Below are 18,121 nucleotides of genomic sequence, written 5' to 3' on the forward strand. Positions count from 1 at the left end.
TTACTGATTATTGGATAAATGGGGGGTCGTAGTAACCCCCATTTATCTTGGTCAATAGAAAAGAAGGGAGCTATTTGGCTACTGCTAAACGCAAGCCATAGCCCCCTCTTTTACCGTTTTTTACCAACTAACCAAAGGTTATTGCGACCCCGATTAGGTGCAGAGAAGTAGTAGTCAGGATGCTGACTAGATACTTCCTCTTTTAGTTGGGAAGTCATATCACTCAAGACTTTTTGCCCCTGCTGGTCTCTTGGGACTTTAATGAATACTCTGACTTCATCTTTTTGGATGTCTACAACACTCTTACGAGCACAACGATTGAAGCTGCCGTTGATTGGGTTGTGGGTTGTAATGGTTTGGTTATCTATTTTTGTGACTTTCTCTGATTTTTCACGTTGTGTCAGGAAATTACGGAGCTTGAAAGTGTGGTAGATGGATTTGAAATAGTTGAAAAGATTATCAAATCGAACACGATTCATGATTTCAAGCGTAACGGATGCAAACAATGCACCTAGTAAGTAGCTCATAACCGTATAAGAGTATTGGCTTCCCATTGTTAGATAGCTACTGACTTGCGAAAGGTCAAGGGCGATAGGAAGCGTTAGGGCAATAGTGCTCGCTAGAAAGTCTAATGACCATCCAAGAAATCCTGTTATAAGTGAAAAGAGAATCAAGTAGATGTTGAGGTTGTAAGTCCTCATGAAGAATGATTTTTTTATCATTAGAGAATACCTTCCGTTGTGTAGTATGTAGGACAAAGTAGTGGGAGTACCTGATAGGGATGCTCATTGTCAATGACCTGTATCAAGCCAGTGCCGTGTCCAGTCGGAATAACAATACCTTCAGGATTTAGGTCAGGGAACAAAAATTGAACAGATTTGCTATTTATATTTCCAATCTGAATTAGAACATTAAGCTGTTCCCGTACTGATACTGGAATCGTGGTGTGGTCAAATCGCTGGCTTACTAAGAGCAAGTGAATTTTTGTAGCCCGTCCAAGTAGAGCAATTTGTGACAAAAGAGAGAAAAAAGATTCCTTGATTGCCTTATTGACTCCCTCTGAAAGAGCCAGTACCTCGTCTATGACAATTGTGAGATGTGCGAATTCATGACGGGGATTGTCATATAGAATTGCTTGACGTTGTTGAATCAGATTTAGGCATTGACTTAAACGCTCATTGACCTCTGAAACGAAATCAGACTTAGAACGGTTCTCCACGGGATGAATGACTGCTATTTTGTGTTCGCGAGCCCAACGACTTGGGGAATCAAACTTAGGGTCTACGATGATGAGGTCGCTCTGATTTTTGAGAACGGAGAGCAGGTAGGTAAGGGCATAACTTTTCCCTGAGCCCGAGTTTCCACAGATAGCCATGTGGTTCACCTTATCAAGATTGAGAGTAAAATTTTCCATAATTGGAATCTGATTCTTTGGTAGGTTGGATGTGTACTTGTCAAGGTCAGGGATGATCAAACGTTTTGAGATACCCACCTTCCAAGGGAAGAAGAGTCCACGCTGAACATGAATGTCATCTGTCTTGAGAGGGATAAAGTAAGTGGCATTCTGTTTCAGAAGTGTATAGTGAGGGTACAAGGAAGCGTTAGCAATCAAGAAGATTTTGTTATAGAGTTCATCATCTAGGATGTAGGCACAAGGAAGCCTAGGGATGAAGATGAAGCCACCCTCTTGAATGACAATATTGAAGCTATTGGTGTAGCTTGTTTCCCCCTGCATCAGAGCCCCAAGAGCCATGTTGAGGCTCTGGAGCAAGTAAGATTGCAGGACAGTATCTGCTTTAGTTGCCATTATTTGACCTCCTTGATACCGTCAGCTTTGAAGTAGACATTGTAGCGAACCTCAACGGCTTGGAGATTTTCAAATTCAATCAAGCTTAGAAATTCAGGAAGTTTGACCTTGTCTTCAAATTTTACTTGGAAAGGTTCAAGCCCTTCTTGAACAAAGGTTGCCTTGTAGGCGATAATCTCACCGGTTGGCTTTCCATCTTCAAAGAGTTGTTGGGGTTCAAGCTCAGTGCTTAAACTGTGAATCGGTTTAGTAGGAATGACATATTCCGTTGCAGTTGTGGCTGAGTAGCCATCTTTCTTGTGTTTGGTTTTAATTGCCATGGGTTTTATCCTCCTTTATGGCTTAATTGTTTTGTTAGGGGGACGTGCTCAGTTTGAGTCGTGAGCTGGACTGTCTTAGCTAAGTACATATCTATGATAGACGTTTTAGACTTTTCTTGATTTCAAGATTTTTGAAAGTGTAGCACTCAAAGTTGTGCTACGAGTGAGACGAATTCGATTAACCATTCAACTAGGCTATCAGCAATTTGGTAAGATGTTTCTTCCTTTGGAAAATCAGGGAAGAAATCATATAAGTCAGTTGCCAAGGTTGAGAGATTTTGTTGAATACCTTTCTTTTTTGATTTGAAAAGATGCTTTGTGGAATCGTGTCCTTCAGAAAGAATAAGTTCTGTCAATTGAGTAATGAGAAACTTGCAAAAGTCAATACTAGGGAAGAAAACACTCTTTACATTAGGAAGATTTAGTGTTTCTTGCAAGGCATCTACAGTGTCTAAGGTAATATTTCGTTTACCTCTTAGGATTTGACTAACGGCAGGAGCAGAGATTTCTATAGGTTCATCAAAATTATAATAAAAGATACTGTTCTGAGCTTTACCTTGCTCAATCAATTCTTGTTTGATAGCTTGACCAAGTAATTCACAATAGAGAGTTTTAACTTTAGCTTTTAGCATAAGTTGTCCTTTCCTGTCCTCAGACGGAAAGAAACAAATGAGCTATTACAGTTACCGAGTAGATGCAAGAATGGCACAAAAAAGAAACGGTGAAACGGTAATATGCAAAACTAAACCTTTACCGCATAGTAATCATATTGTTTCGATCCGTCCTTTGCTGGCCAGCTTTTGAACTTTTTATTTTTTGAGATATAAATATCCCTGATATTATTATAAAGTCAAAAAACGTGGTATAATTTAGGCATAAATAATTTATTTTAATGAAAGAAATACCAGGTTTTGTATGAAGTTCAAGAATACTAAGAAATACTTGCTCGATATTGCTTCCCTTCGGTTAGATTGTAAAGTGAGAGAGATAAATAGAGAACGTAAAGAAGTATCTTCTCGGGAATACTATTGGGAACATGGTAAAAAGAAAAAACAGAATCCAAAATATAGCAAGTTGTCAAATGAAGAAATATATTCAAAAAATGCCCCTTTAATTGGACAAATTCGAGGAGGAAAAATAAATAAAAAAAATCCTCATTTATTTACCAATTCAGCAGTTAGGGCAATTTACAATAATTGTAAAATTAGTCCAACCGATACCGGCTTTGGATTAAATGAAGAAGAACAAATCAATTTTAGAAAACGAAATATGATGTTCAAATCATATGACGAAATTTTTTTCGGAAGTGAGTCGGAACAGCGTACAATGGAGACGTTTTTTCCAACAGCATTGATGCTAGATATTTTGTATGAAAAATATGATGAAAACTTATGGAGAATTGTTTTAGGTTATGTCCCATTAAATATTGTGTTTGAGAAAATAAAGCAAAATGTCAAAGATACTAAAAAGGTGTATAGCCTTCTTGTTAAGGATAACTGGGAATTACTTATGACAGGTATTTTTAGAGCCAGTGAAAGATTTGGTACACATGAGAATTCTTTTGAAGATATCTTTACATTGGATATAGAATACTTTGTAAGTTTTTATAATTCATCCTTCCCGAGTAGGCAGGAGGGGGAGAATAGATTGGCAAAGATTGAAAGAGTTTTATCTTTGTTTTATGAGGAGGTGTTGAAAGACAAGTTTGAGCAATTTATAAATGAGAGAGAAGGATTTGAATATCATAGTATTGAATCTATGGTTGCTATTCAAAAAGAAGCTCAGGGATATAAGAAGAGAATTATTGAATTTGAATCTTCGAAATTATTAGGAATTTATAGCTCTTCTTGGGATGATAATTTTTTAGACGAGCTTGAGGCTCTCAATGCAAAAGAAGAACTAACAGATGAATATTCGGATTTGCTCCATGTTACTAGGATATCCAAATTGATTGACAGAGTTTTTGAGGAAATGACTGTTTTACAGAGTAAACATGAAGACAGTAATCACTGGGGTGGTAACTATCTTGGGTATATCAAAAAATATCAAAAAGGGAATGAAATATTAGCTTATTTTTCCTCTGGTGACTCCGCTGAATTAAAGCCATTGATACTAGACAGTGAAAAACAAGCAGACCGATGGAACGAACATCTTAGAAGGAGATTATACATCAAAAAGCATCCTAATAGCTATTTAGCAAAAGAAGAACGAGAGCAAATGGAATGGTTTAGAGATAGGAGAAATAAAAAACTTTGAGTTTTATGTCTCAAAGTTTTTTGGATATGTCTAAAAAATTATTGAAGACTGAATTTTTATCCTTAAATGGTATAATAGAGTGAATATGAAAAATTGGTAAAGGAGTACCCTTTAGTGCATTGCTCACACAATATACTAAATAACTATTAAATCCCTTTTGCTGATGAAATATGTGAGGTATGTGATGTTAGATAAGGGGAACAGTGATCAGTCTAACAAGACTGTGATGACACTAAAGGAACAGAAGAATCAAGCAAATGAGTTTGTTGCACGTTGGAAAGATAGAGGGAATGAACGACAAGATTCACAGCCTTTTTGGCTTGACCTTTTGCAGTCAGTTTATGGCATTGAAAAGCCAACTGAGTATATCACTTTTGAATATAAGGTTATGCTTGACCATACCAGTTTCATTGATGGCTATATTGAAAAGACTAAAGTCTTGATTGAGCAAATATGAAGAAATTATTAAAGAAAAATAATTTCCCTAAGACTGGACATACTGGTTACTGGTTAGGGGTAAGGAGTGTAGCGAGGTGGACAATGTACATAATCAACTGGATTAAAGATAGACTGAATCAGAAAAAAGAAAAACTAGAATCCGTTTCATATACAAATGTAAAGGAACTTGCATTAACTAAAATGTCAGATTCTCCAATATTGTTTGTTGACAATGGAAAAGAAAACATAGGTTACGATTATCAAACGTATGAGAGTATTACTTATTTATTAAAAAATGGCGGTAGTCTCAACTATCTTATAGCTGATAGAGACATAAAAATTTCTTCTCATAAATTTGTACCCATTGAATATAAAGGAAAAAATCTTTACGAATTAGATCTTGGGAAAATAGATGTATTCCTTAAGGATTTGAATTTAGGATATTTTTATGAACAAGACCACTATGGAGGAGCAACTTATACACTTTCATCATACATTTTAATGGCATTATGCTGTGACAATTACAAACATTACGATATTAAACTCAGTATATATCGAGAACGTGATGCAAGAGAAGCGTATAATGCAGGAATTGACATCTATTACTCAGTAATGAAGCAAAAAAAAAATGTTAGCCAAATTCTTCCTCGAAACAGCATAATACTAAAAGCTGAGGAGCGTGAAAGTGATATAGTTTATTATAAACAGCTTATTGAAAAATCAGAAAAAAAGTTACTTTCTCTGCCTAGTAATAGAGCTTGGGAATCTATGCCTACACAACCAATATACATTTTTCACTATAAAAAAGATGCCCCAGCATTTGGTAGTTCTATAAGAAAAATTGAAATGAAGGAAATTGATAACTTTTACATTTCTAAGTCTGGAGAATACATTAAACATAGTGTAGTGGAAAGAATTGGACTAGAAGGTGATTGTTTGATTCACATCACATTTTCTAGAGAGTTAAGCAATAAACAAAAAGAAAAATTAGACAACTATTTTTATAACGATTTTTCATTTGAAAAAATTCCTTTAGATGACTATAAGCAAATTGCGACACAAAAAGTAAAAAAATTAAACGAGCAAATCGAACAAGGATTAGATATTTTTGAAATTATCTCGGGGAATAAATACTAATGTTAAAGCTATATAAAAAAACGAGGCGGGTGTAAATACCTGCCTTTTGTATACCTCTATCAAAATGAAATAAAAAAGAAGTTCATAAATCGAACTTCTTTTGGAGACACTTTGGAGACAATTCAAATGAATTCACCCCATTTTTAAGACCAATTAAAACAATTCAAATGCTGTTAAATTAAGGTTTCGTAGCCAAAGTTACTCTTATATTTTACTCCCACTCAACAGTTGCAGGTGGTTTACTTGTGATGTCGTAGACGATACGGTTGACGTGATCCACTTCGTTTACGATACGTACAGAAATCTTTTGAAGGACATCCCAAGGAATTTTGGCAAAGTCAGCTGTCATACCATCGATAGAAGTGATTGCACGAATGGCGATTGTGTAATCATAAGTACGACCATCACCCATAACACCTACTGAACGAACGCCTGTGTTGACAGTGAAATATTGCCAGATATCGCGGTCAAGACCAGCTTTGGCAATTTCTTCACGAAGGATTGCGTCTGATTCACGGACTGTTTCAAGTTTTTCTTCAGTGATTTCACCCATGACACGGATCGCAAGTCCTGGTCCTGGGAATGGTTGGCGCCATACGATGTGGTCTGGCATACCAAGCTCTGTACCGAGGGCACGGACTTCGTCTTTATAAAGAGTGTTCAATGGTTCAATCAGTTCAAACTGCATGTCTTCTGGAAGACCACCAACGTTGTGGTGTGATTTGATGGTTTGGGCTGTATCAGTTCCAGACTCAATCACGTCAGTGTAAAGCGTTCCCTGAGCAAGGAATTTCACATCTTTGAGCTTGCTTGCTTCGTCATCAAAGACATAAACAAATTCGTTACCGATGATCTTCCGTTTTTGTTCAGGGTCAGAAATGCCAGCAAGTTTGTCAAGGAAGCGTTTTGCAGCGTCTGCTTTGACGATATTCAAACCAAACTTACCACCAAGCATGTCCATAACTTGGTCTGCTTCCCCTTTACGAAGAAGACCGTGGTCTACAAAGATACAGATCAATTGATCGCCGATTGCTTTCTGGAGAAGAACGCCAACGACAGAAGAGTCAACACCACCAGATAGACCGAGAAGGACACGTTTGTCTCCAACAGTTTCACGGATTTTTTGAATCTGCATCTCGATGAAGTTGTCCATTGACCAGTCGCCTTTAGCCTTACAGATATGAAGGGCAAAGTTGCGAAGGATATCATTTCCATAGACAGAATGGCGAACCTCTGGATGGAATTGGATACCGTAGATATGTTTGTCAGGATTTTCAATAGCTGCATAAGGACAGTCAGCAGAAGTTCCAGTACGAACAAAATTAGCTGGAATCTCTGTAACAGCATCGCCATGGCTCATCAAAACTATCTGTTCTTCAGGAGTCCCTTCAAAGAGGGCAGAAGGAGTGTGAGTAAGTGGGGATTGACCATACTCGCGGTTTCCAGCATCACCTGCTGGGACAACCTTACCTCCAAGTTTGTGGGTAAGAAGTTGCATACCATAGCAGATTCCCAAAATTGGAATACCAAGTTCAAAAATTTCTGGGTCAATATCAAATGATCCCTCTTCATAAACAGAATTTGGTCCACCTGAGAGAATGATTCCTACAGGGTTAATGGCACGAACCTCTGCTGCTGAAATCTTATGGCTTTTTAGCTCTGAAAAAACACCAATTTCACGGATACGGCGTGAAATTAGCTGGTTGTATTGGCTACCATAGTCCAGTACGATGATTTTTTCGACATCTTGCAAATCAGTTGAAATCTTGCTCATCTTTTTCCTTTCTCAAAAGAAATATCTTTTTCAATATTTTATCACAAATAGGGGTGAATTACCAACTAAACAAGGCAAAGTTTGACTTTTTCTAATTAAATACGGTACAATAGAGAAAACAAAGAAAAGAAGTGAAAAGCATGTTACCAGCTTATATGAAAATCCACGATCAGATAAAAAAAGATATCGACGAGCATCGTTGGATGATAGGAGAAAGACTGCCAAGTGAACGGGATCTTGCAGACCAGTTTCAAGTCAGTCGAATGACCTTGCGACAAGCCATCTCTCTCTTGGTTGAGGAGGGGGTTTTGGAGCGTCGTGTTGGAAGCGGAACCTTTGTTTCTAGCACTCGGGTTCAAGAAAAAATGCGGGGCACCACTAGTTTTACGGAGATTGTCAAATCCCAAGGGAAAGTTCCCTCTAGTCAGCTCATTTCTTACAGGAGAACCATTCCCAATGAGCAGGAAGTGGCAAAGCTAGGTATTTCACCAACTGAAAATATCATCCGTATGGAACGGGTGCGTTACGCCGATCAAGTTCCACTGGTCTATGAAGTAGCTTCTATCCCTGAAAAGTTTATTAAGAATTTTAAAAAAGAAGAAGTAACCAGTCATTTCTTTCAGACCTTGCAAGAACATGGTTACCGAATTGGAAAATCCCAACAGACTATTTATGCGAGATTGGCTAAGGAAAAGATTGCCCATTACTTAGAAGTCGAAAAAGGGCATGCCATTTTAGCCTTGACTCAGGTTTCCTATCTCGATGATGGTACGGCTTTTGAATATGTCAAGAGTCAGTATGTGGGTGAACGTTTTGAATTTTATCTTGAAAACAACTAGTCTTAAAAGACTAGTTTTTAGTTTCTAAGAAGATTAGAATTGTCAAAACAATCTGTCTAGGCTTGATTTTATTCATTATTTACTATAAAATGAGAAGGAAAAACGTCAAACTTTTATATTGCAAATAGGAGAAAAAATGACAAAAACATTAAAACGTCCTGAGGTTTTATCACCTGCAGGGACTTTAGAGAAGCTGAAAGTAGCTGTTCAATATGGTGCGGACGCAGTCTTCATCGGTGGACAGGCCTATGGTCTTCGTAGCCGTGCAGGAAACTTTACCTTTGAACAGATGGAAGAAGGTGTCCAGTTTGCTGCAAAGTACGGTGCCAAGGTCTATGTGGCTGCTAACATGGTAATGCACGAAGGAAACGAAGCTGGTGCTGGAGAATGGTTCCGTAAGTTGCGTGACATCGGGATTGCCGCAGTTATCGTGTCAGATCCAGCCTTGATTATGATTGCAGCAACAGAAGCACCAGGTTTAGAAATCCACCTCTCTACCCAAGCAAGTGCCACTAACTATGAAACTCTAGAGTTCTGGAAAGAACTTGGTCTAACTCGCGTGGTTTTGGCTCGTGAAGTTTCAATGGAAGAATTGGCAGAAATTCGCAAACGTACAGACGTTGAGATTGAGGCCTTTGTCCACGGAGCCATGTGTATTTCTTACTCAGGTCGCTGTACGCTATCAAACCACATGAGTATGCGTGATGCCAACCGTGGTGGTTGTTCACAGTCTTGCCGTTGGAAATACGATCTTTACGACATGCCATTTGGTCAAGAACGCAAGAGTCTTAAAGGTGAAATTCCAGAAGAATTTTCAATGTCAGCCGTTGACATGTCCATGATTGATCATATTCCAGATATGATCGAAAACGGTGTAGACAGTCTCAAGATTGAAGGTCGTATGAAGTCTATCCACTATGTTTCAACTGTAACCAACTGCTACAAGGCGGCTGTAGATGCTTATCTCGAAAGTCCTGAGAAATTTGAAGCCATCAAACAAGACTTGGTGGACGAGATGTGGAAGGTTGCTCAACGTGAATTGGCAACAGGTTTCTACTATGGTACACCTACAGAAAACGAACAGTTATTTGGCGCTCGTCGTAAGATTCCTGAGTACAAGTTTGTCGCAGAAGTCGTTTCTTATGATGAAGCAACCCAGACAGCAACTATTCGTCAACGCAACGTAATCAATGAAGGCGACCAAGTGGAGTTTTACGGACCAGGTTTCCGACATTTTGAAACCTATATTGAGGATCTTCACGATGCAAAGGGAAATAAAATCGATCGTGCTCCAAATCCAATGGAACTCTTGACAATCAAGGTTCCACAACCTGTTCAAGCAGGTGACATGGTTCGTGCTCTAAAAGAAGGGCTCATCAACCTCTATAAGGAAGACGGGACAAGTGTTACAGTTCGTGCCTAGATAAGGAAAAGGGAATGATACAAGCTCAAGGTTTATTGGTAGATGATGAAAGCAGATGTGTTCATTATCATAGTGAAAAGGATATTGTTTCACTCCAGTGTTATGAATGCAAAAAATACTACGCATGCTATCAGTGTCACAATGCTATGGAGACACATGTTTTTTCACCCTACCCCTTGGCGCTTTCTGAGGATCGACCAATCTTATGTGGGGTTTGTAAGAGGACTATGACTTTCCAAGAATACCAAAAACAGATAGCTTGTCCTTACTGCAGTGCTCCATTTAATCCAGGTTGTAAACAACACTATTCCTACTATTTTAAATAAACTGAATCTATTCAAGTTCTAAACTTGGATTTTTCAGTTTGTTTCAGAAAATATAGTAAAATCAAGAAAAACTCGCAATCTAAAATGGAAAAACTTTCTATAAAACAGTGTAAAAATAGCAAAAATAGAAATATATTATCTGAAACGCTTTCAACGTAAGTAAAAAGTTGACAAATCAAAATTTTAGGACTAAACTAAGTAAGTAAATTTTAAATAAAAGGAGAATTCATCATGAATTTAACATTTTTCGGTCTTTGTCTTGCCTGTATGGGTGTATCCCTTGCAGAAGGTATGTTGATGAACGGTTTGTTCAAATCAGCTGCTCGCCAACCAGACATCATTCCACAATTGCGTAGCTTAATGATCATGGGGATTGCCTTTATTGAAGGAACATTCTTTGTAACTCTCGTATTTTCATTTATCATCAAATAAAGAGAAGTATAAAATGGAAAAGGGAGGATTTTAGATGGAAGAAAGTATCAATCCAACCATCAATATTGGTCCTGTTACCTTTGATTTGACCTTGACAGTATTGACCTTGCTGTCAGTAGTCGTTATTTTTGGCTTTATCTATTGGGCAAGTCGGAATATGACAGTGAAACCCAAAGGAAAGCAAAATGTACTGGAGTATCTCTATGACTTCGTAGTCGGATTTACTGAACCTAATGTAGGCTCACGGTACATGAAAGATTACTCACTCTTTTACTTGTGTTTATTTCTTTTTATGGTTATCGCAAACAATCTTGGTTTGATGGCTAAACTTCAAACTACAGATGGGACAAACCTTTGGACATCGCCAACTGCCAATCTTCAGTTTGACTTGGCCTTGTCATTTGGAATTATCCTGATGACCCATATAGAAGGAATTCGTCGTCGTGGTGTTAAAAAGTATCTGAAAGGCTTTGTTACCCCAGGTTTTATGACACCGATGAATCTCCTTGAAGAAGTCACGAATTTCCTATCACTTGCTTTGCGGGTATTCGGAAATATCTTTGCCGGAGAAGTGATGGCTAGTTTGCTGATCACACTTTCTCATCAGGCTCTTTATTGGTATCCAGTCGCATTTGTTACCAATCTAGTCTGGACGGCGTTTTCTGTGTTTATTTCCTGTGTTCAGGCTTATGTATTCACAGTCTTGTCTTCTATGTATCTAGGAAATAAAATTAATGATGGAGAGTAGAAAGGAGTAACAGATGCACGTAACAGTAGGTGAATTAATTGGTAACTTTATTTTAATCGCTGGCTCTTTTATCCTTTTGATTGTCTTAGTTAAGAAATATGCGTGGTCAAACCTGACAAGTGTCTTCGAAGAAAGGGCAAATAAAATTGCTGCTGATATTGATGGAGCTGAACAGGCTCGTCAAAAAGCAGAAACTCTTGCCCAAAAACGAGAAGATGAATTGGCTGGTAGTCGCAACGAAGCCAAAACAATCATTGAGAATGCTAAAGAGACTGCTGAGAAGAGTAAAGCAGATATTCTGGCAGATGCTAAAGTAGAAGCAGGTCGCTTAAAAGAGAAGGCGAATCAAGAAATTGCTCAGAATAAAGCTGAAGCTTTGCAAAGTGTTAAGGGCGAGGTGGCAGATTTGACGATTAGTCTCGCTGGTAAAATCATCTCAAAAAACCTTGACAGTCATGCTCATAAGGAACTCATTGATCAGTATATCGATCAGCTAGGAGAAGCCTAATGGACAAGAAAACAGCAAAGGTAATTGAAAAGTACAGCATACCTTTTGTCCAATTAGTGATTGAAAAAGGAGAAGAAGATCGGATTTTTTCAGACTTGGATCAAATCAAGCAAGTCGCAGAAGAAACGGGCTTACCTTCTTTTTTAGCTCAGGTGGCAGTTGATGAGTCTGATAAGGAAAAAACAGTTGGTTTCTTTCAAGACTCTGTGTCACCTTTAATGCAAAACTTTTTTCAGGTTCTGATTTACAATCACAGAGCAAATCTTTTTTATGATATCATTGTTGATTGTTTGAATCGCCTTGAAAAAGAGACCAATCGTTTTGTAGTCACGATTTCTTCAGCCCATCCTTTAACAGATGAACAGAAGGAACGTCTGCTCCCATTGATAGAGAAAAAAATGTCTCTGAAAGTGCGGAGCGTCAAAGAACAAATTGATGAAGGACTCATTGGTGGTTTTGTCATTTTTGCTAATCACAAGACAATTGATGTGAGTATTAAACAACAACTTCGAGTTGTTAAAGAAAATTTGAAATAGAAAGTGGTGTTCTTTTGGCAATTAACGCACAAGAAATCAGCGCTTTAATTAAGCAACAAATTGAAAATTTCAAACCCAATTTTGATGTATCGGAAACAGGTGTTGTAACCTATATCGGGGACGGAATTGCGCGTGCTCACGGCCTTGAAAATGCCATGAGTGGAGAGCTGTTGATTTTTGAAAATGGCTCTTATGGGATGGCGCAAAACTTGGAGTCTACAGACGTTGGGATTATCATCTTAGGTGACTTTACAGATATCCGTGAAGGCGATACTATTCGTCGTACAGGTAAAATCATGGAAGTTCCTGTTGGTGAGGGCCTTATTGGACGTGTTGTCGACCCGCTTGGTCGTCCAGTTGACGGTCTTGGAGAAATCCATACTGATAAGTCTCGTCCGGTAGAAGCGCCGGCTCCTGGCGTTATGCAACGTAAGTCTGTATCAGAACCATTGCAAACAGGTTTGAAAGCTATTGATGCCCTTGTTCCGATTGGTCGTGGTCAACGTGAGTTGATTATCGGTGACCGTCAGACAGGGAAAACAACCATTGCAATCGATACCATCTTGAACCAAAAAGGTCAAGATATGATCTGTATCTATGTAGCGATTGGACAAAAAGAGTCAACTGTTCGTACGCAAGTTGAAACACTTCGTCAGTACGGTGCCTTGGACTACACAATCGTTGTGACAGCCTCTGCTTCACAACCTTCTCCATTACTCTTCCTAGCTCCTTATGCTGGTGTTGCTATGGCTGAAGAGTTTATGTACCAAGGCAAGCATGTTTTGATTGTATATGATGATCTTTCAAAACAAGCGGTAGCTTACCGTGAACTTTCTCTCTTGCTTCGTCGTCCACCAGGCCGTGAAGCCTTCCCAGGGGATGTTTTCTACCTCCACAGCCGTTTGCTTGAGCGCTCAGCTAAAGTTTCTGACGAGCTTGGTGGTGGATCAATCACAGCCCTACCATTTATTGAGACGCAAGCAGGAGATATCTCTGCCTATATCGCAACCAACGTGATTTCAATCACAGATGGACAAATCTTCCTTGGAGATGGACTCTTTAACGCAGGTATTCGCCCAGCTATTGATGCGGGTTCATCTGTATCACGTGTAGGTGGTTCCGCTCAGATTAAAGCCATGAAGAAGGTTGCTGGTACTCTTCGTATCGACCTTGCTTCATACCGTGAGTTGGAAGCCTTCACTAAGTTTGGTTCTGACTTGGATGCGGCTACTCAAGCTAAGTTGAATCGTGGTCGTCGTACGGTAGAAGTATTGAAACAACCTGTTCACAAGCCTTTGCCTGTTGAGAAACAAGTGACAATCCTGTATGCTTTGACACACGGATTCTTGGATACAGTTCCTGTAAATGACATTGTTCGCTTTGAGGAAGAGTTCCATGCCTTCTTTGATGCACAACATCCAGAGATTTTGGAAACCATTCGTGAAACAAAAGACTTGCCAGAAGAAGCAGTCTTGGATGCTGCGATTACCGAGTTTCTCAATCAATCCAGCTTCCAATAAGAATAGAGGTGTCAGATGGCAGTATCTCTAAATGATATTAAAACAAAAATCGCCTCAACCAAGAATACTAGTCAAATCACCAATGCCATGCAAATGGTATCAGCTGCTAAGTTAGGTCGCTCTGAAGAAGCAGCTCGAAACTTTCAAATATACTCTCAAAAGGTTCGTAAACTCTTGACAGATATCCTTCACGGAAATGGAGCTGGTGGTTCGAACAATCCTATGTTGATTAGTCGTCCAGTAAAAAAGACAGGCTATATTGTCATCACTTCGGATCGTGGTTTGGTTGGAGGCTACAATGCTTCCATCCTTAAAACTGTTATGGAGTTGAAAGAAGAATATCATCCAAATGGAGATGACTTTGAAGTCATCTGTATTGGTGGTATGGGAGCTGACTTTTTCAAGGCTCGTGGCATTCAACCAATCTATGAATTACGAGGCTTAGCTGACCAACCTAGTTTTGATGAAGTTCGTAAAATTATTTCAAAAACGATTGAAATGTATCAAAATGAACTTTTTGACGAACTCTATGTCTGCTACAATCACCACGTTAATACGCTCACCAGCCAAATGCGTGTAGAACAAATGCTTCCAATCGTTGACTTAGATCCAAATGAAGCGGATGAAGAGTATAGCTTGACCTTTGAGTTGGAAACGAGTCGTGATGAGATTCTAGAGCAGTTGTTGCCACAGTTTGCAGAAAGTATGATTTACGGGGCTATTATCGATGCCAAGACAGCTGAAAATGCCGCAGGTATGACAGCTATGCAGACAGCGACTGATAATGCCAAGAAAGTCATCAATGATTTGACAATCCAGTATAACCGTGCCAGACAGGCGGCGATTACACAAGAAATTACAGAAATTGTAGCAGGTGCTAGCGCCTTAGAATAAGGCTTTAGTCCAGCTCGTATGAAAATGAACTTATACTCAATGAAAATCAAAGGGCAAACTAGGAAGCTAGCTGTAGGCTGTACTTGAGTACGGTAAGGCGACGCTGACGTGGTTTGAATTTGATTTTCAAAGAGTATTAGGACCTAGTTGAGCTAGGAACCGACAGTATCTTATATAGAATAGGAGAAGGAGATGAGTTCAGGTAAAATTGCTCAGGTTATCGGACCCGTTGTAGACGTCTTGTTTGCAGCAGGGGAAACACTTCCTGAGATTAACAATGCACTTGTCGTCTACAAAAATGACGAAAGAAAAACAAAAATCGTCCTTGAAGTAGCCTTGGAGTTGGGAGATGGTATGGTCCGTACGATCGCCATGGAATCAACTGATGGTTTGACTCGTGGAATGGAAGTTTTGGACACAGGCCGTCCAATCTCTGTTCCAGTAGGTAAAGAAACTTTGGGACGTGTCTTCAATGTTTTGGGAGATACCATTGACTTGGATGCTCCTTTTGCTGAAGACGCTGAGCGTCAGCCAATTCATAAAAAAGCTCCGACTTTTGATGAGTTGTCTACCTCTTCTGAAATTCTTGAAACTGGGATTAAGGTTATCGACCTTCTTGCCCCATACCTTAAAGGGGGGAAAGTCGGACTCTTCGGTGGTGCCGGAGTTGGTAAAACCGTATTGATCCAAGAATTGATTCACAATATTGCCCAAGAACACGGTGGGATTTCCGTATTTACTGGTGTTGGGGAACGTACCCGTGAGGGGAACGACCTCTACTGGGAAATGAAAGAATCAGGCGTTATCGAGAAAACAGCCATGGTATTTGGTCAGATGAATGAACCACCAGGAGCACGTATGCGTGTTGCCCTTACTGGTTTGACAATCGCTGAATACTTCCGTGATGTAGAAGGTCAAGACGTTCTTCTCTTCATTGATAACATTTTCCGTTTCACACAAGCTGGTTCAGAAGTATCTGCCCTTTTGGGTCGTATGCCATCAGCCGTTGGTTATCAGCCAACCCTCGCAACAGAAATGGGTCAATTGCAAGAACGTATCACTTCAACCAAGAAGGGGTCTGTAACCTCTATCCAGGCCATCTATGTGCCAGCGGATGACTATACTGACCCAGCGCCAGCAACAGCCTTCGCTCACTTGGACTCAACAACTAACTTGGAACGTAAATTGGTTCAATTGGGGATTTACCCAGCCGTTGACCCACTTGCTTCAAGCTCTCGTGCCTTGGCACCTGAGATTGTTGGTGAGGAGCACTATGCTGTTGCTGCGGAAGTCAAACGTGTTCTTCAACGTTACCATGAATTGCAAGATATCATTGCTATCCTTGGTATGGATGAACTCTCTGATGAAGAAAAAACCTTGGTTGCTCGTGCCCGTCGTATCCAGTTCTTCTTGTCACAAAACTTCAATGTTGCGGAGCAATTTACTGGCCAACCTGGTTCGTATGTACCAGTAGCGGAAACAGTTCGCGGCTTTAAGGAAATCCTTGAAGGGAAACATGACCATCTACCAGAAGATGCCTTCCGTGGTGTCGGTTCAATCGAAGACGTCATTGCTAAGGCAGAGAAAATGGGATTTTAAGAGGTGACCTATGGCTCAGTTAACTGTCCAGATCGTGACACCAGATGGCCTCGTCTATGATCACCATGCCAGCTTTGTATCGGTTCGAACTCTGGATGGTGAGATGGGGATCTTGCCACGACATGAAAATATGATTGCGGTTTTAGCGGTTGATGAAGTAAAGGTAAAGCGAATCGATGATGATACTCATGTAAACTGGATTGCAGTGAACGGAGGGATTATCGAGATTGCCAATGACATCATTACCATTGTAGCCGACTCAGCAGAGCGTGCTCGTGATATCGATATCAGTCGTGCGGAACGTGCCAAACTTCGCGCCGAACGAGAAATCGAAGAAGCCCATGAAAAGCACTTAATAGACCAAGAACGACGTGCTAAGATTGCTCTTCAACGTGCCATTAACCGTATTAATGTTAGAAATAAACTATAAAAAATGAACTTGAAACTCAAGTTCATTTTTTTATCTTAGTTAGAAAAACTGATGCAAACTGCTTCTGGGACATGGAAGTCGTTAGAAAGCTCTGCAAGACGACCAGTTTCAGGGTTGCGCTTAAAGACCGTTGCATTATCAGAATCTTGGTGAACAGCAATCAAAAATTCCTGATCAGGTGTGATATCAAAATCACGTGGTGTTTTACCGTGACTTGGAACGATTTCTAATAATTCCAGACTACCATCAGCGAGGATTGTATAGACTGCAATGGAATCATGGCCTCGGTTGGAAGCATAGAGGTATTTACCATCTTTTGAAAGACGTATAGCAGCAGTGCCGTTAAAGCCCCTATACCCGTCCGGCACGGTCGAAATAACTTGCATGCGTTCAAACTCACCAACACCATCATAAATCAAGACCTCAATAGTGCTATTCAGTTCGCAGATGAGATAGGCAATCTTATAGTGGTGATGAAAAACGATGTGACGAGCGCCTGCTCCAGGCTGGCTTTGATAAGTATTGAGTTTACTTAGTTTGCCTTCTAGAGTAACATCGTAGGTCGTTACTTCATCCGTACCAAGGTCACATGTCACGAGATACTGATCAGGTGTTAGGTCTGTATAGTGTACATGTGGGGAAGTTTGGTTTTCATGAGGACCTTGTCCGCTATGCTGATCTAGATCCGTTTGGATGAGGCTACCATCCGCTTGACGTTTATAAACTAGAACTTGACCTTTATGATAGTTGGCACCGTATACGAGGCTACGCTTTTCATCCACTGCCACATAACAATGAGGAGCGCCTTCTTCAACTACATGATTTAACAAAGTGCCATCGGTTTTGTAAGCAGCGATGCCACCTAAGCCATCCTGACTTCCTACGGTGTATAAGTGTTGTTTCTGGTCAAAGGCAAGGTAGGTCGGACTGGGTTCAGCAGCAAAAAGTTCAAGGTTTGCAAGCTGGCCTGTTTCTGTATCAAAATCTGCCTTGTAAATCCCTTTAGATAAGCGACGAGTGTAAGTTCCAAAATAAACAGTTTCTTTCATGTCCATACCTCTTAATAATGATAAGTTCATTATACCACAAAATAACTGCCATGATGCATCAGTCTTCTTTATGTAAGCACTTTAA

General features: G+C 39.8%; 19 protein-coding genes and 1 pseudogene. 14 read left to right on the forward strand and 6 right to left on the reverse strand.

Features of this window, described 5'->3' with window-relative positions; all coding sequences use genetic code 11:
• Positions 1-110 precede the first annotated feature (110 nt).
• The 4 genes from HMPREF8571_RS06590 to HMPREF8571_RS06605 form a co-directional block, all read right to left on the reverse strand.
• On the reverse strand, positions 111-722 hold the full coding sequence (locus tag HMPREF8571_RS06590) for a hypothetical protein (RefSeq protein ID WP_000592630.1): 612 nt from the start codon (positions 720-722) through the stop codon (positions 111-113).
• A complete protein-coding gene (locus tag HMPREF8571_RS06595) occupies positions 722-1,807 on the reverse strand; it encodes an AAA family ATPase (protein ID WP_000201451.1) in 1,086 nt (361 codons plus the stop codon). The genes HMPREF8571_RS06590 and HMPREF8571_RS06595 overlap by 1 nt, the downstream gene beginning before the upstream one ends.
• Positions 1,807-2,127: a hypothetical protein gene (locus tag HMPREF8571_RS06600; protein ID WP_000985761.1), complete on the reverse strand. Its 321-nt coding sequence runs from the start codon at positions 2,125-2,127 to the stop codon at positions 1,807-1,809. Before HMPREF8571_RS06600 ends, HMPREF8571_RS06595 begins: the two co-directional genes overlap by 1 nt.
• Before the next feature lie 146 nt (positions 2,128-2,273).
• Positions 2,274-2,759, reverse strand: a complete 486-nt coding sequence (locus HMPREF8571_RS06605; RefSeq protein WP_000909945.1) for a helix-turn-helix domain-containing protein — start codon at positions 2,757-2,759, stop codon at positions 2,274-2,276.
• Positions 2,760-3,042: 283 nt separating this feature from the next.
• Between HMPREF8571_RS06605 and HMPREF8571_RS06610 the strand changes: the two genes are divergently transcribed.
• The 3 genes and pseudogenes from HMPREF8571_RS06610 to HMPREF8571_RS06620 all read left to right on the forward strand — a co-directional run bounded on the left by HMPREF8571_RS06610 (position 3,043) and on the right by HMPREF8571_RS06620 (position 5,958).
• Positions 3,043-4,383, forward strand: coding sequence for a hypothetical protein (locus HMPREF8571_RS06610; protein WP_000669585.1), 1,341 nt, complete (start codon positions 3,043-3,045; stop codon positions 4,381-4,383).
• Positions 4,384-4,609: 226 nt separating this feature from the next.
• A pseudogene (locus HMPREF8571_RS06615) lies at positions 4,610-4,834 on the forward strand (type IIL restriction-modification enzyme MmeI); the annotation flags it as partial.
• 2 nt (positions 4,835-4,836) lie between these two features.
• Complete coding sequence (locus tag HMPREF8571_RS06620) at positions 4,837-5,958, forward strand: hypothetical protein (RefSeq protein ID WP_000734884.1); 1,122 nt, start codon at positions 4,837-4,839, stop codon at positions 5,956-5,958.
• 211 nt (positions 5,959-6,169) lie between these two features.
• Here HMPREF8571_RS06620 and guaA read toward each other — a convergent pair whose 3' ends face one another.
• Positions 6,170-7,732, reverse strand: coding sequence for a glutamine-hydrolyzing GMP synthase (guaA, locus tag HMPREF8571_RS06625; protein WP_000036614.1), 1,563 nt, complete (start codon positions 7,730-7,732; stop codon positions 6,170-6,172).
• Between the two features lie 140 nt (positions 7,733-7,872).
• On the opposite strand from guaA, the gene HMPREF8571_RS06630 reads away from it, so the two are divergent.
• The 11 genes from HMPREF8571_RS06630 to HMPREF8571_RS06675 all read left to right on the forward strand — a co-directional run bounded on the left by HMPREF8571_RS06630 (position 7,873) and on the right by HMPREF8571_RS06675 (position 16,987).
• Complete coding sequence (locus HMPREF8571_RS06630) at positions 7,873-8,571, forward strand: GntR family transcriptional regulator (protein WP_000936197.1); 699 nt, start codon at positions 7,873-7,875, stop codon at positions 8,569-8,571.
• 136 nt (positions 8,572-8,707) lie between these two features.
• Positions 8,708-9,994 (forward strand): peptidase U32 family protein, encoded by a 1,287-nt coding sequence (locus HMPREF8571_RS06635; RefSeq protein WP_000169102.1) that lies wholly within the window; start codon positions 8,708-8,710, stop codon positions 9,992-9,994.
• A 14-nt stretch (positions 9,995-10,008) separates the two neighbouring features.
• Positions 10,009-10,320, forward strand: coding sequence for a CHY zinc finger protein (locus HMPREF8571_RS11100; RefSeq protein WP_080542779.1), 312 nt, complete (start codon positions 10,009-10,011; stop codon positions 10,318-10,320).
• 231 nt (positions 10,321-10,551) lie between these two features.
• Entirely contained in the window at positions 10,552-10,752 is a 201-nt protein-coding gene (locus HMPREF8571_RS06640; protein ID WP_001054555.1) for a F0F1 ATP synthase subunit C, read from the forward strand.
• Between the two features lie 34 nt (positions 10,753-10,786).
• Positions 10,787-11,500 (forward strand): F0F1 ATP synthase subunit A, encoded by a 714-nt coding sequence (gene atpB, locus HMPREF8571_RS06645; protein ID WP_000392868.1) that lies wholly within the window; start codon positions 10,787-10,789, stop codon positions 11,498-11,500.
• Between the two features lie 13 nt (positions 11,501-11,513).
• Positions 11,514-12,008 carry a F0F1 ATP synthase subunit B gene (gene atpF, locus HMPREF8571_RS06650; protein ID WP_000558543.1) on the forward strand — a complete coding sequence of 165 codons (495 nt, stop codon included), beginning with the start codon at positions 11,514-11,516 and terminating at the stop codon, positions 12,006-12,008.
• Positions 12,008-12,544, forward strand: coding sequence for a F0F1 ATP synthase subunit delta (locus tag HMPREF8571_RS06655; RefSeq protein WP_000358977.1), 537 nt, complete (start codon positions 12,008-12,010; stop codon positions 12,542-12,544). Before atpF ends, HMPREF8571_RS06655 begins: the two co-directional genes overlap by 1 nt.
• 14 nt (positions 12,545-12,558) lie before the next feature.
• Entirely contained in the window at positions 12,559-14,064 is a 1,506-nt protein-coding gene (gene atpA, locus HMPREF8571_RS06660; protein WP_000996623.1) for a F0F1 ATP synthase subunit alpha, read from the forward strand.
• A gap of 15 nt (positions 14,065-14,079) precedes the next feature.
• Positions 14,080-14,958: a F0F1 ATP synthase subunit gamma gene (locus HMPREF8571_RS06665; protein ID WP_000301206.1), complete on the forward strand. Its 879-nt coding sequence runs from the start codon at positions 14,080-14,082 to the stop codon at positions 14,956-14,958.
• 192 nt (positions 14,959-15,150) lie between these two features.
• Entirely contained in the window at positions 15,151-16,557 is a 1,407-nt protein-coding gene (gene atpD / locus HMPREF8571_RS06670) for a F0F1 ATP synthase subunit beta (RefSeq protein WP_000094371.1), read from the forward strand.
• Positions 16,558-16,567: 10 nt separating this feature from the next.
• Positions 16,568-16,987, forward strand: a complete 420-nt coding sequence (locus tag HMPREF8571_RS06675) for a F0F1 ATP synthase subunit epsilon (RefSeq protein WP_000068035.1) — start codon at positions 16,568-16,570, stop codon at positions 16,985-16,987.
• Between the two features lie 35 nt (positions 16,988-17,022).
• Here HMPREF8571_RS06675 and HMPREF8571_RS06680 read toward each other — a convergent pair whose 3' ends face one another.
• The gene (locus HMPREF8571_RS06680) at positions 17,023-18,036 is read right to left on the reverse strand and encodes a lactonase family protein (protein WP_000665596.1); all 1,014 of its coding nucleotides are present in this window, start codon (positions 18,034-18,036) and stop codon (positions 17,023-17,025) included.
• Positions 18,037-18,121 lie beyond the last annotated feature (85 nt).

It is taken from the genome of Streptococcus mitis ATCC 6249 (genome assembly GCF_000146585.1).
GTDB classification, from domain to species: Bacteria; Bacillota; Bacilli; order Lactobacillales; family Streptococcaceae; genus Streptococcus; species Streptococcus mitis_AZ.

Coding starts and splice junctions, on each gene's coding strand:
- HMPREF8571_RS06590 (WP_000592630.1), bottom strand. CDS start 722: ATGATAAAAAAATCATTCTTCATGAGGACTTACAACCTCAACATCTAC.
- HMPREF8571_RS06595 (WP_000201451.1), bottom strand. CDS start 1,807: ATGGCAACTAAAGCAGATACTGTCCTGCAATCTTACTTGCTCCAGAGC.
- HMPREF8571_RS06600 (WP_000985761.1), bottom strand. CDS start 2,127: ATGGCAATTAAAACCAAACACAAGAAAGATGGCTACTCAGCCACAACT.
- HMPREF8571_RS06605 (WP_000909945.1), bottom strand. CDS start 2,759: ATGCTAAAAGCTAAAGTTAAAACTCTCTATTGTGAATTACTTGGTCAA.
- HMPREF8571_RS06610 (WP_000669585.1), top strand. CDS start 3,043: ATGAAGTTCAAGAATACTAAGAAATACTTGCTCGATATTGCTTCCCTT.
- HMPREF8571_RS06620 (WP_000734884.1), top strand. CDS start 4,837: ATGAAGAAATTATTAAAGAAAAATAATTTCCCTAAGACTGGACATACT.
- guaA (WP_000036614.1), bottom strand. CDS start 7,732: ATGAGCAAGATTTCAACTGATTTGCAAGATGTCGAAAAAATCATCGTA.
- HMPREF8571_RS06630 (WP_000936197.1), top strand. CDS start 7,873: ATGTTACCAGCTTATATGAAAATCCACGATCAGATAAAAAAAGATATC.
- HMPREF8571_RS06635 (WP_000169102.1), top strand. CDS start 8,708: ATGACAAAAACATTAAAACGTCCTGAGGTTTTATCACCTGCAGGGACT.
- HMPREF8571_RS11100 (WP_080542779.1), top strand. CDS start 10,009: ATGATACAAGCTCAAGGTTTATTGGTAGATGATGAAAGCAGATGTGTT.
- HMPREF8571_RS06640 (WP_001054555.1), top strand. CDS start 10,552: ATGAATTTAACATTTTTCGGTCTTTGTCTTGCCTGTATGGGTGTATCC.
- atpB (WP_000392868.1), top strand. CDS start 10,787: ATGGAAGAAAGTATCAATCCAACCATCAATATTGGTCCTGTTACCTTT.
- atpF (WP_000558543.1), top strand. CDS start 11,514: ATGCACGTAACAGTAGGTGAATTAATTGGTAACTTTATTTTAATCGCT.
- HMPREF8571_RS06655 (WP_000358977.1), top strand. CDS start 12,008: ATGGACAAGAAAACAGCAAAGGTAATTGAAAAGTACAGCATACCTTTT.
- HMPREF8571_RS06665 (WP_000301206.1), top strand. CDS start 14,080: ATGGCAGTATCTCTAAATGATATTAAAACAAAAATCGCCTCAACCAAG.
- atpD (WP_000094371.1), top strand. CDS start 15,151: ATGAGTTCAGGTAAAATTGCTCAGGTTATCGGACCCGTTGTAGACGTC.
- HMPREF8571_RS06675 (WP_000068035.1), top strand. CDS start 16,568: ATGGCTCAGTTAACTGTCCAGATCGTGACACCAGATGGCCTCGTCTAT.
- HMPREF8571_RS06680 (WP_000665596.1), bottom strand. CDS start 18,036: ATGAAAGAAACTGTTTATTTTGGAACTTACACTCGTCGCTTATCTAAA.